The 16,251-nt window shown below is 57.9% G+C and carries 19 protein-coding genes and 1 tRNA gene; 14 read left to right on the top strand and 6 right to left on the bottom strand.

The features are described from left to right. Positions 1-23: 23 nt before the first annotated feature. The gene (locus tag LVD08_RS10215; RefSeq protein ID WP_049827877.1) at positions 24-398 is read right to left on the bottom strand and encodes a hypothetical protein; all 375 of its coding nucleotides are present in this window, start codon (positions 396-398) and stop codon (positions 24-26) included. Between the two features lie 119 nt (positions 399-517). On the opposite strand from LVD08_RS10215, the gene LVD08_RS10210 reads away from it, so the two are divergent. Next, the gene (locus tag LVD08_RS10210; protein WP_247268066.1) at positions 518-1,267 is read left to right on the top strand and encodes a hypothetical protein; all 750 of its coding nucleotides are present in this window, start codon (positions 518-520) and stop codon (positions 1,265-1,267) included. A 24-nt stretch (positions 1,268-1,291) separates the two neighbouring features. Here LVD08_RS10210 and LVD08_RS10205 read toward each other — a convergent pair whose 3' ends face one another. Beyond that, positions 1,292-1,621 carry a hypothetical protein gene (locus LVD08_RS10205; protein ID WP_247268065.1) on the bottom strand — a complete coding sequence of 110 codons (330 nt, stop codon included), beginning with the start codon at positions 1,619-1,621 and terminating at the stop codon, positions 1,292-1,294. Positions 1,622-1,877: 256 nt separating this feature from the next. On the opposite strand from LVD08_RS10205, the gene LVD08_RS10200 reads away from it, so the two are divergent. Further along, positions 1,878-2,138: a DUF6429 family protein gene (locus tag LVD08_RS10200; protein ID WP_103369540.1), complete on the top strand. Its 261-nt coding sequence runs from the start codon at positions 1,878-1,880 to the stop codon at positions 2,136-2,138. A 222-nt stretch (positions 2,139-2,360) separates the two neighbouring features. Here LVD08_RS10200 and LVD08_RS10195 read toward each other — a convergent pair whose 3' ends face one another. After that, positions 2,361-2,981, bottom strand: coding sequence for a hypothetical protein (locus tag LVD08_RS10195; protein ID WP_247268064.1), 621 nt, complete (start codon positions 2,979-2,981; stop codon positions 2,361-2,363). An 85-nt stretch (positions 2,982-3,066) separates the two neighbouring features. Next, a complete protein-coding gene (locus LVD08_RS10190) occupies positions 3,067-3,981 on the bottom strand; it encodes a hypothetical protein (RefSeq protein ID WP_247268063.1) in 915 nt (304 codons plus the stop codon). A 244-nt stretch (positions 3,982-4,225) separates the two neighbouring features. Between LVD08_RS10190 and LVD08_RS10185 the strand changes: the two genes are divergently transcribed. Beyond that, complete coding sequence (locus LVD08_RS10185; protein WP_247268062.1) at positions 4,226-4,693, top strand: hypothetical protein; 468 nt, start codon at positions 4,226-4,228, stop codon at positions 4,691-4,693. Next, complete coding sequence (locus LVD08_RS10180) at positions 4,678-5,034, top strand: DUF7079 family protein (protein WP_166497729.1); 357 nt, start codon at positions 4,678-4,680, stop codon at positions 5,032-5,034. Before LVD08_RS10185 ends, LVD08_RS10180 begins: the two co-directional genes overlap by 16 nt. A gap of 130 nt (positions 5,035-5,164) precedes the next feature. Here LVD08_RS10180 and LVD08_RS10175 read toward each other — a convergent pair. Next, positions 5,165-5,249, bottom strand: a tRNA-Leu gene (locus LVD08_RS10175). Positions 5,250-5,357: 108 nt separating this feature from the next. Here LVD08_RS10175 and queA point away from each other — a divergent pair. The 6 genes from queA to LVD08_RS10145 all read left to right on the top strand — a co-directional run bounded on the left by queA (position 5,358) and on the right by LVD08_RS10145 (position 11,461). Continuing rightward, positions 5,358-6,422, top strand: coding sequence for a tRNA preQ1(34) S-adenosylmethionine ribosyltransferase-isomerase QueA (queA, locus tag LVD08_RS10170; RefSeq protein WP_247268061.1), 1,065 nt, complete (start codon positions 5,358-5,360; stop codon positions 6,420-6,422). A 14-nt stretch (positions 6,423-6,436) separates the two neighbouring features. Further along, positions 6,437-7,552, top strand: coding sequence for a tRNA guanosine(34) transglycosylase Tgt (tgt, locus tag LVD08_RS10165; RefSeq protein WP_161794909.1), 1,116 nt, complete (start codon positions 6,437-6,439; stop codon positions 7,550-7,552). 43 nt (positions 7,553-7,595) lie between these two features. Next, positions 7,596-7,934 (top strand): preprotein translocase subunit YajC, encoded by a 339-nt coding sequence (yajC, locus tag LVD08_RS10160; RefSeq protein WP_003227923.1) that lies wholly within the window; start codon positions 7,596-7,598, stop codon positions 7,932-7,934. 64 nt (positions 7,935-7,998) lie between these two features. After that, positions 7,999-9,867 (top strand): protein translocase subunit SecD, encoded by a 1,869-nt coding sequence (secD, locus tag LVD08_RS10155; RefSeq protein WP_096795518.1) that lies wholly within the window; start codon positions 7,999-8,001, stop codon positions 9,865-9,867. A gap of 9 nt (positions 9,868-9,876) precedes the next feature. Next, complete coding sequence (gene secF / locus LVD08_RS10150; RefSeq protein WP_047599292.1) at positions 9,877-10,791, top strand: protein translocase subunit SecF; 915 nt, start codon at positions 9,877-9,879, stop codon at positions 10,789-10,791. A gap of 121 nt (positions 10,792-10,912) precedes the next feature. After that, positions 10,913-11,461: a glycine zipper 2TM domain-containing protein gene (locus LVD08_RS10145; RefSeq protein WP_041071808.1), complete on the top strand. Its 549-nt coding sequence runs from the start codon at positions 10,913-10,915 to the stop codon at positions 11,459-11,461. Between the two features lie 245 nt (positions 11,462-11,706). On the opposite strand, the gene suhB is transcribed toward LVD08_RS10145, so the two are convergent. Further along, a complete protein-coding gene (gene suhB / locus LVD08_RS10140) occupies positions 11,707-12,525 on the bottom strand; it encodes an inositol monophosphatase family protein (protein ID WP_247268060.1) in 819 nt (272 codons plus the stop codon). A 145-nt stretch (positions 12,526-12,670) separates the two neighbouring features. On the opposite strand from suhB, the gene trmJ reads away from it, so the two are divergent. The 4 genes from trmJ to LVD08_RS10120 all read left to right on the top strand — a co-directional run bounded on the left by trmJ (position 12,671) and on the right by LVD08_RS10120 (position 16,217). Then, positions 12,671-13,441, top strand: a complete 771-nt coding sequence (gene trmJ, locus LVD08_RS10135; protein ID WP_027612138.1) for a tRNA (cytosine(32)/uridine(32)-2'-O)-methyltransferase TrmJ — start codon at positions 12,671-12,673, stop codon at positions 13,439-13,441. Positions 13,442-13,444: 3 nt separating this feature from the next. After that, a complete protein-coding gene (gene cysE, locus LVD08_RS10130) occupies positions 13,445-14,221 on the top strand; it encodes a serine O-acetyltransferase (RefSeq protein ID WP_003227913.1) in 777 nt (258 codons plus the stop codon). Between the two features lie 239 nt (positions 14,222-14,460). Continuing rightward, positions 14,461-14,952, top strand: a complete 492-nt coding sequence (gene iscR, locus LVD08_RS10125; RefSeq protein ID WP_007956690.1) for a Fe-S cluster assembly transcriptional regulator IscR — start codon at positions 14,461-14,463, stop codon at positions 14,950-14,952. 50 nt (positions 14,953-15,002) lie between these two features. Next, positions 15,003-16,217, top strand: a complete 1,215-nt coding sequence (locus LVD08_RS10120; protein ID WP_007964423.1) for an IscS subfamily cysteine desulfurase — start codon at positions 15,003-15,005, stop codon at positions 16,215-16,217. The last annotated feature ends 34 nt before the right edge of the window (positions 16,218-16,251 follow it).

Raw genomic sequence — 16,251 nt, 5'->3', positions numbered from 1 at the left:
GAGGTCTGACGCCACGAAGACATTCACATGCCGAGATTGGGCGGATTGATCTGAACAAAAAACATGATCGCCGTTATGCCGGCCACAACGCCGCAAAGGCCGGCCAGTAGCTGACGCGCGACAGGGTGTTCGACCTGCGAGCGACGGGCCACCAGCATCCATACGCCGGTCAGCGCCGCGGCAGTCGCCAGCATTTCCAGAAGCGATCCCATGACTCCCGGGACCGGTGGCCGGCTAGAGCCGAACAGACCGACACAAAGCTGCGAAACCACCAGGCCGACAATCATGCCGCTGGCCGCACCCAACACATTGGCGAGTAGCAGATTCCACGCACCACGCTGCCTGACGACCCAGACCCACATGCCTATCCAGGCGATAAAGAAAAACACAACATCCATCGTATCCATCCTTCGAAACCCGTCACGGTACAAACGCTCGGCACCTTGCCGACAGTGGACGGCACGATAGCAAAATAGTAGCGTCGCGCCACTTTCTTGATTCCTGTAATGGACTACTCATGCCAAAAGCTGCTTCTGTTCTGCGCTTGCTCTGTGCAATCACGTGCGCCGCTGTCATTACCCCGGCATTCGCCGAGTGGAAGGAACCCCCGGAAAGCAGCTGGCAGTATTACCTCGCCAACTGCCAGCGAATGCAGGAGAAAATCGCCGACGTCCGGAGCGGTCGCGTACCTGGCGCCTTTGAGGTGGCAGGTGATCTGGAAGGCAGCCTGCGGATCATCAATGAGCGCCGCTTGAACCTGACGCCCCAATACCTCGGCTCCCGCGAATTCGCGCAATGCGAAAACGTCGCCGCCCAGGCCGAGGCAACGATAGCCCAAGGCAAAGCCGAGTTCGCCGCCAGAATGAACCAGGCCGCCGAGCAAGGCCGCATCGCCCACCAGAACTCCCCCGAATACCTACGCGCGCGTTCACTCGGCTACAGCGACGTCGGCGACATCTCCTTCCTGAAACTGCACGAAGACATGGACGGCGAAGCCCGCCTGAAAACCATGCTGATCACCGTCGACGAAGTCTGCGGCCAATACTTCCGCGCCACGCAATATGTGAAGCCGTATGTGATTTATACCGTTCGCCCATCGGATGGCGGTTGTGGCGAGGAAAAACGCGTGGCGATCGTCGGTGGCCGGTCGGTGGAGAAGGGTGATTACATCGATGAGCGGGGCGAGTTTCAGTATGTGGGCTGGAAGAAGCTTGTGGGGGCGGATGGGTTTCCCACGGATATACGGGTGTTGAAGGCGCGGCGCTGAAAGCTCAGCGCGTGGCGCAACTGATCAGAGAATGTCTTTCAGATAACCCTTGAGCGCGAGGAGCGGCTGATCAAGCTGCTCCAGCGACTGCGCCTGACGGAAATCGGCTGACAGCTTGTGCAGCTCCCGCCCCAGCGGTTTCTCGACACCGCCCAAGGCTTCCATTGCCAAGCCCAGGCACTCGTTCATCTTGAACTGGATGGTCTCGACATCACCCCGGCGCACCAGCAGTTCGAAAACGTCTTTCTGATAGTCACCCATAACCATGTCATCCCGCAGAATCGGGCTCAGGCCTTCCTCCTCGTAAGCGAGTTTGAGGGAGAACAGGGCGACGGTTTCCAGTGACGTTTCCATGGGGGGGCCTTAGCGACGTCCGTCAATGTGAGTGTTAATGCGTAGATGCAACCACCGATGCGGTGGACTACTTTCAGAGGGGCGTGATTATACGGAGTGAGATCAACAAGTGCAGCCCAAAGGCGAGGCTGGGCACTCGGAAGCCGATCAATAACCTTCACGGGATTGAGCGGTATTTCCATCGGAGGTCGGCGAGTATTATGGTGAGCCTTCACACACTCGACGTTAACTGTTGGATACGAATGGAGTGACGACCATGGAATACGACGACAAACTGATGGAAGACGCCGTGCTTGCCCTGTTGGCAGCACTTAGTTCCGATAAAGGAAATGCCTGGAAAGGGTTCGACTTCGAGATCATGAACCGATTGCATGAACAGGGTTTCATTAGCAATCCGGTGAACAGGAACAAGTCGGTCTGGTTGACGGAGGAGGGGCTGGAGAGGGGGCGGGCGATAGCAGCGCGGTTGTTTGGGGGAAATGCTCAGATTGAGTCTGCAACCGACTCCGATACCTGAGTCCGTGCCATGTCACGTGCTACCCGCGCGGTGGTGAGCGTTCTGCATTGCGCGTCCACTTTCCAACAGACGAAAAAAAAGGCCTTGCTAAGCAAGACCTTTCTTGATTTTGGTGCCCGAGGGAGACTGTCGTCTCCCATACACTCCGGGGCTTGCAGCCAGATTGTATTGATAGGGATACATGTAGTGATACACCGTTTCGGGTGGTGGCTGATTATGACGTCAGTTTTCACTCTGGGAAAGAATCACGTCGTTGTCCCATTCCCTTTTCCACGTCACAAAATCAAAATCGTCGTTGTAGCCCAGCAAGGCGCCGACGGTGTCTGAAATCAGGCTCTCCAGATCTTTGATAACGTCGTTGCCAGTGAGTATCCCCACGATCGTTCCTCCGGTTCCTGAACCACCAGGCTCATGCTTGGACCAGTGGAACGCGTATCGCCCTTGAATGTAGGTCTGAATGTAGTCTTGGGCCGACTGCCCCCCCCAATGCCTATCAGGATAAAACTCCGCAATACGCAACCATGCATATTCTAAAAATGCGGTAACGTCGTAGCTTGCATCGCGCATCTCGGACGTCACTCCGGTGTCCCATCCTTCACCGGCATTTTCTAGAACGACGGCTCTCAACTTCGGTAGCGATTTGATGAAGCGATAGTGGCTTGGGTACTCCAAGTACCTACGCGCAAAGCTTTGAGATTCGGTTTCCTCATTGCTTTGCTGCTCAGTGATGACTGGAGCGATGGTTGGAGGCGCCGGTTTGGGACGTTGGAGATACCATCCAATCAATACCGCCGCCACCGTTGCGATTGCTCCGATTATTGCGGCAAGAAGAGTTGAGTCCATGTTGTTATCTCTTATTTGACTGTTTGGGAGAGGTTCAGCCATCAGATCGTGTGACAACTGAACCTAGCGAACTAAGGAGTGATCATCAAGATACGATGATCAAAGCCCCCAGCAGCCCACAAATCAGCCTATGGTCAGTTACGTTGAAAATGGTTGGATCGTCCTCATCCTGGTCACCGATAAAGAAAATGTATGCGCGATCTTTGAGATTTTTTTTCTTTGCTTTTATCCCTTCCTCACGCACAACCTCCATCTCATTTCTTACAACTGTTTGCTTGTATTTTGACCATTTCGCCCAGCTCACACGCACCTTGTAATGGCGAACCAGTTTTCGAGCAGTACTCCACTCACCAGCCGATAGTGGGATGGTAAGCGAGCCGTCATCTTCTTGAGCTTTCGCCCATGCGAGCTCCGCGTAGAAAATTTTTGGGCGCTCGAACGTCTCTATTCCTTTGTTGCCGGCTCCTAGCTTCTTGAAGGCAGTCCAGTATGTTTTGTCGTCAACTCCTGGAACGTCCAGCGACATATTTCTGTCAAAAGGGAAGTTCAGAAATGCTCGGCAGATAGGACGAATGGTATTTGCTGCTCTGCGACCTACAGGTCTCACCGTTTCACTGTCTATGTCACGTCGGGCAGTTCTGGTGCTGCTGGTTTGAGCTGATGTGCGAGGAAGCGTAGGGTCAACCGCCACACGCTCGTCTCTAAGTGTCAATCTCGACGGAGATAACCCTGGGCTAGTTTCTAACTCGTCGCGAACGCTTCCCTTTTTTCCTCTAGCAACTGTCTTTTTATCGCCCTCGACGTCACAACCGTTCAGGTGATCGGTATCTCCGTACAAGCTGAAATAAGGTCGCTTGAGATTGGTTTTGAGATAGGAGGCAGGATAAACGTCTACGCCACAGCTGCCACATTCGTATCCTTTTCGATCTACCGTAGGCAGCTGCCATAGCTCTTCCGCCTCGACAATTTCCCTAGTGTATTTATCACGAGCTGACTCCATTTAACGCTTCCTCACTCCTAGATGACCGTAACCTACCATGTCAAAAAGGTTACCGGGGACCCTAGAGCCTTTCTGACGGCACGGGTCGGAAACCCGCGGGATTTTGTTAGCGGCACGACTTCAAGCTTATTGAATTTCAATCATTGAAATCGAAAGGATTCCGTTGTGGATCCCTCAGGGACAGACCACGTTTTCAAAATGTGGTCTGTCCCTGAAGCACTTCCAAGGCCTGGCGATTGTTCAAATGAAGAAAGCCGATGGCAGGACTTTGCAGTTTCTTTTTGACCGCTACTCGGAGCGACTTTTCAAAAAACCTTACAACATCTTTACTGCAGCAGAGCAGTCAAAGGTTCACTACACCATTTTGGAAGCAGCCGGTCGGGACGATGTGAAGTTCACGAAGGGCACTCAGAAAATGTTGATCATGGGGAAGCTCGGAGTCCTGGTGACTGCGGCCCTCGCGACTTATCAAATCCTCAATGCCGAAAACAAACCGAAAGAAGCGGCACGTCAAGGCATCATCGTTGGCGGTGGTGCCGTAGGCGGTATTCTTGCGGGTATGGGAGTTAGCGCACTCTGTGGCCCAGGGGCTCCCATTTGTGCAAAAGCTGTTGTTTTGGTTGGATCGGTTGCCGGTGGCGCCGCAGGTGGAGTGGTCGCTGACTCAGTGGATGAAGAACTGGAGGAGTTTTCGCATTGGGACATTTTCTGAGTGAGCCGGAACTGAAAAATGTAAGGGTCGCACTCTCTGATCCGTTCAACGATTTCCCTGTGGATTACGACTACATAGCCAGTCAGGTAAAGAACATCGATCCCGGTGTGCTGTACGAGATCCTTTATTCAGAAGTCGCACCGGTGTGTTTCACCAATATTGCGGCTGCCGTGCCCTCTGTCTGGACGGGTTTCGATCCCGAGTCGCTCAATAGCATGATCAACGAAAGGCTGGCTGAGAGAGAGCGCAGTTGGTTTCGCAGTCAATTCGATAAAGCGCTGGTTCTCTGGCTCAAATACAACTACGGCTATATCTGGAAGGAAATTGCCCGCAGGTTGTGAGCGTTCACGTACCGGATTTCTGATCAAAAACAAATCGCGGGGAGGTGCGGCGTGCGCGAGGTCAGCGCCACACGTCCACTTTCCGACAGACGAAAAAAAAGGCCTTGCAAAGCAAGACCTTTCTTAATTTTGGTGCCCCGAGGGAGACTCGAACTCCCACTCCTTTCGAAAACGGATTTTGAATCCGCCGCGTCTACCAATTCCGCCATCAGGGCTCAATGGCGGCGAAGTATAGAGAGGTGATTACCGTTGGTCAATCACGTTTCATGGTCAATTTTTGATAATTCCGCTAGACTTTCCGGCCCTGCTAGACGAACCCCATCATGCGCGTTGCTGACTTTACCTTCGAGCTTCCTGATTCGCTGATCGCCCGCCACCCTTTGGCCGAGCGTCGCGGTAGTCGCCTGCTGACCCTTGATGGGCCGAGCGGCGACCTTGCACACCGTCAATTCACTGATTTGCTTGAGCATTTGCGCCCGGGCGATTTGATGGTATTCAACAATACCCGGGTGATTCCGGCGCGGCTGTTTGGGCAGAAAGCCTCGGGCGGCAAGCTGGAAATCCTCATCGAACGCGTGCTCGATTCGCACCGCGTGCTGGCCCATGTGCGCTCCAGCAAGTCGCCGAAGCCGGGTTCGAAGATCCTCATCGACGGCGGTGGCGAAGCCGAGATGCTCGCGCGTCACGATGCGTTGTTCGAGCTGGGCTTCGCTGAAGAAGTGCTGCCGTTGCTCGATCGCGTCGGGCACATGCCGTTGCCTCCTTATATAGACCGCCCGGATGAAGGCTCGGATCGCGAGCGCTATCAGACCGTGTACGCCCAGCGCCTGGGGGCGGTGGCGGCGCCGACGGCGGGGCTGCATTTCGATCAGCCGCTGATGGAGGCGATTGCCGCCAAGGGCGTCGAGACCGCGTTCGTCACGCTGCACGTCGGTGCGGGGACGTTCCAGCCGGTGCGCGTCGACAAGATCGAAGATCACCACATGCACAGCGAGTGGCTGGAGGTCGGCCAGGATGTGGTCGACGCCGTTGCCGCGTGCCGTGAGCGTGGCGGGCGGGTGATTGCCGTGGGTACCACCAGCGTGCGCTCGCTGGAAAGTGCCGCGCGCGATGGCGTGCTCAAGCCGTTCAGTGGCGACACCGACATCTTTATCTACCCGGGCCGGCCGTTCCATGTGGTCGACGCCCTGGTCACCAACTTCCATTTGCCGGAATCCACGCTGTTGATGCTGGTTTCGGCTTTCGCCGGTTATCCCGAAACCATGGCCGCTTATAAAGCCGCCGTCGACAACGGCTACCGCTTTTTCAGCTACGGTGATGCGATGTTCATCACCCGTAATCCCGCCCCGACCGCCCCTGAACACACAGGCCCAGAGGAAACAGAATGAGTCGCGAATGTCGCATGTCCTTTGAACTGCTTGCCACCGATGGCAAGGCTCGTCGTGGTCGGCTGACCTTCCCGCGTGGCACCGTCGAGACCCCGGCGTTCATGCCGGTGGGCACCTACGGCACGGTCAAGGGCATGTTGCCGCGTGACATCGTTGCCACTGGCGCGGAAATCATTCTGGGCAACACCTTCCACCTGTGGCTACGCCCGGGCACCGAGGTGATCAAGGAGCACGGCGACCTGCACGATTTCATGCAGTGGAAAGGCCCGATCCTCACCGACTCCGGCGGTTTCCAGGTGTTCAGCCTCGGCGCGATGCGCAAGATCAAGGAGGAGGGCGTGACCTTCGCCTCCCCGGTCGACGGCTCGAAAGTGTTCATGGGCCCGGAAGAATCGATGCAGGTGCAGCGCGATCTGGGTTCCGACATCGTGATGATCTTCGACGAGTGCACGCCGTACCCGGCTGACGAAGACGTCGCCCGCGTATCGATGGAGCTGTCGCTGCGTTGGGCCCAGCGCTCGAAAAACGCGCATGGCGACAACACCGCGGCGCTGTTCGGTATCGTTCAGGGCGGCATGCACCAGGATCTGCGCATGCGCTCGCTGGAAGGCCTCGACAAGATCGGCTTCGATGGCCTGGCCATTGGCGGTCTGTCGGTGGGCGAGCCGAAGCACGAGATGATCAAGGTGCTGGATTATCTGCCGGGCATGATGCCGGCTGACAAACCTCGTTACCTTATGGGCGTTGGCAAACCGGAAGATCTGGTTGAGGGTGTGCGCCGCGGTGTGGACATGTTCGATTGCGTGATGCCAACCCGTAATGCCCGCAATGGGCATCTGTTCATTGATACAGGCGTGCTGAAGATCCGTAACGCGTTCCATCGCCATGATGATTCGCCGCTGGATCCGACCTGCGATTGCTATACCTGCCAGAACTTCTCCCGCGCTTATCTGCATCACCTGGACAAGTGCGGCGAAATGCTCGGCAGCATGCTCAATACCATCCATAACTTGCGCCATTATCAGGTGCTGATGGCTGGTTTGCGCGAGGCTATTCAACAGGGTACATTGGCCGCCTTTGTCGATGCCTTCTACGCCAAACGCGGGCTCCCCGTTCCGCCTTTGGACTGAGTTTTCTGACCCCAAGATTCAACATTTGCAACTGGAGTGCTAAATGAGCTTTTTTATCTCTAACGCCATGGCTGACGCAGCTGCACCGGCTGCTGCAGGCCCAATGGGCGGCGGCTTCGAGTGGATTTTCCTGGTCGGCTTCCTGGTCATCTTCTACCTGATGATCTGGCGTCCACAGGCCAAGCGCGCCAAAGAGCAGAAGAACCTGCTGAGCAGCCTTGCGAAGGGTGACGAAGTGGTCACCACCGGCGGCATCGCCGGCAAGATCACCAAAGTGGCCGATGACTTCGTGGTTCTGGAAGTTTCCGACACCGTGGAAATGAAGTTCCAGAAGGGCGCCATCGCCGCCACGCTGCCAAAAGGCACGCTGAAAGCGATCTAAGGTTCCAACTTCTACTCAATCGACGGGGCGCGCAAGGCGCCCCGCGTTCATAACGGGCGGCGTGATGCTGAACAAATATCCTCTGTGGAAATACATTCTGATCCTGGCGGTGCTGGCGATCGGTCTGATTTATTCCGCTCCCAATCTATACCCCGATGACCCGGCCATTCAGATCAGCGGCGCCAGCACGGCACTGCAGGTCAATCAGGCCGATCTGGATCGCGTCAGCACCGCGCTGCGTGAGTCCGGGATCAACGTCAAGGCAGCCTCGCTGGCCGCCAACGGCAAGGGCGGTCTGATCCGTCTGACCAAGGCTGAAGACCAGCTGCCGGCCAAGGACGTTGTGCGCAAGGCATTGGGTGATGACTACGTCGTCGCACTGAACCTGGCACAGACCACCCCGCAATGGCTGCGCAATCTGGGCGCGCACCCGATGAAGCTGGGTCTGGACTTGTCCGGTGGTGTGCACTTCCTGCTGGAAGTGGACATGGACAAAGCCCTCGACGCCCGCCTGAAAGTCTACGAAGGCGACGTCAAGAGCCTGCTGCGCAAAGAGAAGCTGCGCTATCGCAGCCTGCCACAACTGGGCGGCGCCATTCAGTTGGGCTTCAGCGATGCTGACTCCCGCGAACAGGCCCGTGCGCTGATCCGCAAGAACTTCAACGATTTCGACATTGTTCCGGCCGACCTCAACGGTCAACCGGTGCTGCGTCTGGCGATGACCCCGGCCAAGCTGGCGGAAATCCGTGAATACTCCATCAAGCAGAACTTGACCACGGTACGTAACCGCGTCAACGAGCTGGGTGTTGCCGAACCGATCGTTCAGCGTCAGGGCGCCAACCGCATCGTGGTTGAGCTGCCGGGCGTGCAGGACACTGCCGAAGCCAAGCGTATTCTCGGCAAGACTGCCAACCTCGAGTTCCGTCTGGCTGCAGAGCCGGGTGCTTCGAAAGCCACTTCCGAAACCTTCGAGTTCCGTGAAGGCAAGCGTCCTCCTGCGCAGATCGAGCGTGGCCTGATCATCACCGGTGACCAGGTAACCGACGCCAAGGCTGGTTTCGGCGAGCACGGCACACCAGAAGTGAACATCCGTCTGGACGGTCACGGTGGCGAGCTGATGAGCCGCGCGACCCGTTCGAACGTCGGTCGCAGCATGGCGGTGATCTTCATCGAACAACGTCCGGTGACCACTTACACCAAGCAGGTTGTCGACGGCGTCGAGAAAGACGTGCCGGTTCAGACCTTCAAGGAAGAGAAGAAGATCATCAGTCTGGCGACCATTCAGTCGCCGCTGGGTGCGCAGTTCCGTATCACCGGCCTGAACGGCCAGGGCGAATCGTCCGAGCTGGCACTGCTGCTGCGTGCCGGTGGTCTGGCCGCACCGATGTACTTCGCTGAAGAGCGCACAATCGGTCCGAGCCTGGGTGCTGACAACATCACCAAAGGTATCGATGCATCGCTGTGGGGCATGCTGTTCGTTTCGCTGTTCATCATCGCCATCTACCGCTTCTTCGGTGTGATCGCCACGGTCGCACTGGCGGTGAACATGGTGCTGCTGCTGGCGCTGATGTCGCTGCTGGGTGCAACGCTGACCCTGCCGGGTATCGCCGGTATCGTCTTGACCATGGGTATGGCGGTCGACGCCAACGTGCTGATCTTCTCGCGGATCCGTGAAGAGATCGCCGCCGGCATGACCGTGCAGCGTGCAATCAACGAAGGCTTCGGCCGGGCATTCACCGCGATTCTCGACGCCAACCTGACCACTCTGCTGGTCGGCGGCATCCTCTTCGCCATGGGCACCGGCCCGGTGAAGGGCTTCGCAGTGACCATGTCCCTCGGGATCTTTACCTCGATGTTCACGGCCATCATGGTGACCCGCGCAATGGTCAACCTGATCTTCGGCGGACGTGACTTCAAGAAGTTGTGGATTTAAGGGGCTGCCATGTTACGTACAATCAACTTCATGGGCGTTCGCAACTTTGCGTTCGGCGTCACTGTGTTTCTCACCGTTCTGGCCTTGTTCAGCGTTTTCCACAAGGGCATGAACTGGGGTCTGGACTTCACCGGCGGCACGCTCATCGAGCTGACCTACGAGCGTCCGGCTGACGTCACCAAAGTGCGCGAGCAACTGGTGACTTCCGGTTACCACGAAGCCATCGTGCAGAACTTCGGTGCGACCACCGATCTGCTGGTGCGTATGCCGGGTGAAGACCCGCAACTGGGCCATCAGGTAGCAGACGCGCTGCAGAAAGTCGGCGGCGACAACCCGGCGACGGTCAAGCGTGTCGAGTTCGTCGGCCCGCAGGTCGGTGAAGAACTGCGCGACCAGGGCGGCCTCGGCATGCTGCTGGCGCTCGGCGGCATCCTGATCTACCTGGCTTTCCGCTTTCAGTGGAAATTCGCGGTCGGCGCCATCGTTTCGCTGATTCACGACGTGATCGTGACTGTCGGTATCCTGTCGTTCTTCCAGATCACCTTCGACCTGACGGTGCTGGCGGCGGTACTGGCGATTATCGGTTACTCGCTGAACGACACCATCGTCGTGTTCGACCGGGTTCGTGAAAACTTCCGTGTGCTGCGCAAGGCTTCGTTGATCGAGAACATCAACATCTCGACCACCCAGACCCTGCTGCGGACCATGGCAACGTCGATCTCCACCTTGCTGGCGATCGCTGCGCTGCTGTTCTTCGGTGGCGACAACCTGTTCGGCTTCTCCATTGCCCTGTTCATCGGTGTTCTGGCGGGTACCTACTCGTCGATCTATATCGCGAACGTGGTGCTGATCTGGCTGAACCTGAGCACCGAGGATCTGATTCCTCCGGCCAACACCGAGAAGGAAGTCGACGACCGTCCATAACGGCCATCGCTTCACCGGTTGTCAGCCCGAAAAAGGCGCGAGTTGAACTCGCGCCTTTTTTTGTGCTCCAAGGCTGGGAGAAGCGCGGGCGCGTCCCGCATGTGATGGTCAGGAGGTTCATGTGAACAAGTCGTTGCTGGTTGGTGCGGTATTGGGTGCTGTCGGTGTGACTGCCGGGGGTGCTGTTGCCACCTACAGCCTGGTTAAAAGCGGCCCTGAGTATGCGCAAGTGCTGGCCGTAGAACCGGTCAAAACACAGATCAAGACTCCACGTGAAGTGTGCAAGGATGTTGCTGTAACCCGCCAGGCGCCGGTCAAGGATCAACACCAGATCCTCGGTACCGCGATTGGTGCGGTAGCGGGTGGTTTGCTGGGTAACCAGATTGGCGGCGGTACCGGCAAGAAGATTGCTACGGTCGCTGGCGCGGTCGGTGGCGGTTATGCCGGTAACAAGGTGCAGGAAGGCATGCAGAACCGCGATACCTACACCACCACCCAGACTCGCTGTAACACTGTGAATGACATCAGCGACAAAGTCGTCGGTTACGACGTGCGTTACTCGCTCGATGGCAAGGAAGGCAAAGTGCGGATGGATCGCGATCCGGGCAACCAGATTCCGGTCGACAAGGAAGGCAAGCTGATTCTGTCGCAGAATCAGCCGGGTCAATAACAGTCCGACTGTTTAAAAAAGAAGCACCCTGCGGGGTGCTTTTTTGTGCCTGCGATTCAAGCCTCACCACAAAGACCCTGTGGGAGCGGGCTTGCTCGCGAATGCGGTCTACCATCCAGAATTAATGTTGGCTGACGCGCCGCCTTCGCGAGCAAGCCCGCTCCCACAGTGGATTCGAGTGGAAGCTGAAATCGCAGGCATAAAAAAAGCACCCCGAAGGGTGCTTTTTGCGTTTCGCCGGAAGCTTAGCGCTTCAGCGAAGCCGGCAGGTGCGGCTGGATCGCCGTCAGTACTGCCTTGAAGCATTTGGTGTTGCCGGCAACGATGTGGCCTTTTTCAAGGAAATCGTGACCGCCGGTGAAGTCGCTCACCAGGCCGCCAGCTTCTTGAATCAGCAGGGCGCCTGCAGCCATGTCCCACTCGGACAGACCCGATTCCCAGAACGCGTCGAAACGACCGGCAGCCACGTAGGCCAGGTCCAGGCTGGCGGAGCCGGCGCGGCGGATGCCGGCAGTCTGGCCAATCAGGGCGCGGAACATGCCCAGGTAGTTGTCGAGGTTGTCCATCTGGTCATCACGGAACGGGAAGCCAGTGCCCAGCAGAGCGCCGTCGAGGCTGGTGCGACCGCTGACGCGCAGACGACGACCGTTCAGTTGAGCGCCGCGACCACGGCTGGCGGTGAATTCTTCCTGGCGAACCGGATCCAGAACCACTGCGTGCTCCAGGCGACCACGGTATTTGCAGGCAATGCTGACAGCAAAGTGAGGAATGCCACGCAGGAAGTTGGTGGTGCCGTCCAGTGGATCGATGATCCACAGGTACTCTTCGCCTTCGATGCCGTTACCGACGTGCATGCCGGTCTCTTCGCCCTGGATCGAGTGATTCGGGTAAGCCTTGCGCAGAGCATCGATGATTTTCTGTTCGGCGGCGCGATCGACCTCGGATACATAATCCTTGGCGTCTTTTTCGTCGACCTTGATGGTATCCAGGCGCTCGATGGAGCGGAAGATCAGTTCACTGGCGCTGCGGGCGGCGCGCAGCGCGATATTCAGCATGGGCTGCATGGATGTGTCACCTAAGGTTGTTAAAGAAAGCCGCGCATTCTATCAGAACTTTTCTTCAGGTGAAGGTCGCTGTTCGCTTTCATAGCTTAACGGTAGGCTGTTCTGTAAGATTTGCACCCCTTTCCTGTGTCCGAGAGCGCCTCCCTTGCTGCAGAACATTCGTGTCGTCCTGGTCAATACCAGCCACCCCGGCAACATCGGCGGGGCCGCGCGCGCCATGAAAAACATGGGTCTGTCGCGGCTGGTGCTGGTCGAACCGCGGTTGTTTCCGCACCACGAAGCCGATGCGCGTGCTTCCGGTGCCGGTGACATCCTTGAAAACGCCCAAGTCGTCGCCACTCTGGAAGACGCTTTGGTCGGCTGCAATCTGGTGCTCGGCACCAGCGCTCGTGACCGGCGCATTCCCTGGCCGCTGCTCGATCCCCGCGAATGCGGGAGCAAGGTGGTCGAGGAGGCGGGGCAGGGCGCGCAAATCGCTTTGGTATTCGGTCGTGAAGACTCCGGCCTGACCAACGAGGAGCTGCAGCGATGTCACTTTCACGTGCACATCCCCTCCGATCCTGAGTTCAGCTCGTTGAACCTCGGGGCGGCGGTGCAGGTGTTGAGCTACGAAGTGCGCATGGCCTGGCTGGCCGCTCAAGGGCAGCCGACCAAGATCGAGAAAGAAGAAGTGGCCTCGGTGAAAAGCGCCGAGCTCGCGACCATGGATGAGCTGGAGCGCTTTTACGAGCATCTGGAGCAGACGCTGGTTGCCATCGAATTCCTCGATCCGGAAAAGCCAAGGCACTTGATGGCGCGCCTGCGCCGATTGTACGGACGCAGCTCGGTCAGCCGGGCGGAAATGAATATTTTGCGTGGCATCCTCACGGAAACCCAAAAAGCGGCCCGTGGTGAGCTTCTTAAGCGGAAGGACTGAATGATGTTTGAGCGTTTGCGTGAAGATATCCAGAGCGTATTCCATCGAGACCCGGCGGCGCGTAACGCTTTTGAAGTCCTGACCTGCTACCCCGGCATGCATGCAATCTGGATTCATCGCCTGGCCGGGATGCTGTGGCGCAACGAGCTGAAATGGCTGGCGCGGCTGGTGTCGAACTTCGGTCGTTGGTTGACCGGGATCGAAATTCATCCGGGTGCCAAAGTTGGTCGGCGCTTTTTCATTGACCACGGCATGGGCATCGTCATTGGTGAAACCGCCGAGATCGGCGATGACGTGACCATTTATCAGGGCGTAACCCTCGGCGGCACCAGTTGGAACAAGGGTAAGCGCCACCCGACGCTGGGTGATGGGGTTGTCGTGGGGGCTGGTGCCAAAGTACTCGGGCCATTCACGGTGGGGGCTGGCGCGAAAGTCGGCTCCAACGCCGTAGTGACCAAGGAAGTGCCGCCGGGCGCTACAGTAGTGGGGATTCCGGGGCGGATCATCGTCAAAACCGATGAAGAGCAGGACGCCAAGCGCAAGGCGATGGCCGAGAAGATCGGTTTCGATGCCTATGGCGTCAGCGAAGACATGCCCGATCCGGTGGCCCGTGCCATCGGTCAGTTGCTCGATCACCTGCAAGCGGTGGATGGACGGCTGGAAGGGATGTGCGGCGCGCTGAAGGATCTGGGCAGTAATTACTGTGCGAAAGATCTGCCTGAGCTGCGCGAAGAAGACTTTGCCTGCGTGAAGGGCAAGGATCAGAGCCAGGCCAGCTAAACCGGGGCGCCGCGTTTCGCGAGCAGGCTCGCTCCCGCTGGTGGATGCTTTCCAATGTGGGAGCGAGCCTGCTCGCGAAGAACGATCTCGCGGTTGCGCTGGCTGTACGCCGCCAGCCTTTGCTATGATGCGCGCGCTCTTTTGCGGGTAAACCCGACTAAAGCACTAGGTCTTATAGTTGACTTAAATGCTCGGGAATTGCATACTCCCGCCCATTCCGAACTCCGTGGTAATTGTCCATGCGACTGACTACAAAAGGCCGATACGCCGTGACCGCCATGCTTGACCTGGCGTTGCACGCGCAGCACGGGCCGGTGTCCCTGGCCGATATCTCCGAGCGCCAAGGCATTTCCCTGTCCTATCTCGAACAGCTTTTCGCCAAGCTGCGCCGCAGTAACCTGGTTTCCAGTGTTCGCGGTCCAGGCGGTGGTTACCAGCTGTCGCGCGACATGCAGGGCATCCAGGTGGCTCAGGTGATCGATGCGGTCAACGAATCGGTCGATGCTACAAAGTGCCAGGGCCAGGGCGATTGCCACTCCGGCGACACCTGCCTGACTCATCACCTGTGGTGCGACCTGAGCCTGCAGATTCACGAATTTCTCAGCGGTATCAGCTTGGCCGACCTCGTAACTCGCCGTGAGGTGCAGGAAGTGGCCCAGCGTCAGGATCAGCGTCGTTGCAATGGCAAGGCGCCGCGCCTGGACAAGATTGAAGCGTCCGCCGTCGAATGACAGCCAAAGAGCTAGCGGCACGCCAGCCAGCCTGATTTAGGAGATAGTCCATGAAATTGCCGATTTACCTTGATTACTCTGCGACCACCCCGGTCGATCCGCGCGTTGCGCAAAAGATGAGTGAATGCCTGCTGGTCGACGGAAACTTCGGTAACCCGGCGTCCCGTTCCCACGTGTTCGGCTGGAAAGCTGAAGAGTCCGTCGAAAACGCCCGTCGTCAGGTGGCCGACCTGGTCAACGCCGACCCGCGTGAAATCGTCTGGACGTCCGGCGCCACCGAATCCGACAACCTGGCGATCAAGGGTGCGGCGCATTTCTATGGCTCCAAGGGCAAGCACCTGATCACCAGCAAGATCGAACACAAGGCCGTACTCGACACCATGCGCCAACTGGAGCGTGAAGGTTTCGAAGTGACCTACCTCGAGCCGACTGAAGACGGTCTGATCACCCCGGCGATGATCGAAGCGGCACTGCGCGAAGACACCATTCTGGTGTCGGTGATGCACGTGAACAACGAAATCGGCACCATCAATGACATCGCTGCCATCGGCGAACTGACCCGCTCCAAGGGCGTTCTGCTGCATGTTGACGCGGCTCAGTCCACTGGCAAGGTCGACATTGACCTGCAGAAGCTGAAAGTCGACATGATGTCGTTCTCCGCCCACAAAACCTACGGCCCTAAAGGCATCGGCGCGCTGTACGTCAGCCGCAAGCCGCGTGTGCGCATCGAAGCGACCATGCACGGCGGCGGTCACGAGCGCGGCATGCGTTCCGGCACGCTGGCGACCCACCAGATCGTCGGCATGGGCGAAGCGTTCCGTGTAGCCAAGGAAGACATGGCTGCCGAAAACGTGCGCATCAAAGCCCTGAGCGACCGCTTCTACAAGCAGGTCGAGCATCTGGAAGAGCTGTACGTCAACGGCAGCCTGACCGCCCGCGTTCCGCACAACCTGAACCTGAGCTTCAACTACGTTGAAGGCGAGTCGCTGATCATGGCGCTCAAGGATCTGGCGGTATCGTCCGGTTCGGCCTGCACCTCGGCGTCCCTGGAGCCTTCGTACGTTCTGCGCGCCCTCGGCCGCAACGACGAACTGGCACACAGCTCGATCCGTTTCACCTTCGGCCGTTTCACCACCGAAGAAGAAATCGACTACGCCGCGCAGAAAGTCTGCGAGGCCGTTACCAAGCTGCGCGCTCTGTCGCCGCTGTGGGACATGTACAAAGACGGTGTCGACATTTCGAAAATCGAGTGGGCGGCACACTGATTTCAAGTCGCCGCGAACCGGCCCTGCGACCCCA

The sequence above is a fragment of the Pseudomonas sp. YL2 genome (assembly GCF_023063025.1).
Taxonomy (GTDB): domain Bacteria; phylum Pseudomonadota; class Gammaproteobacteria; order Pseudomonadales; family Pseudomonadaceae; genus Aquipseudomonas; species Aquipseudomonas putida_A.
This window is presented reverse-complemented; position numbering and strand designations above follow the sequence as displayed.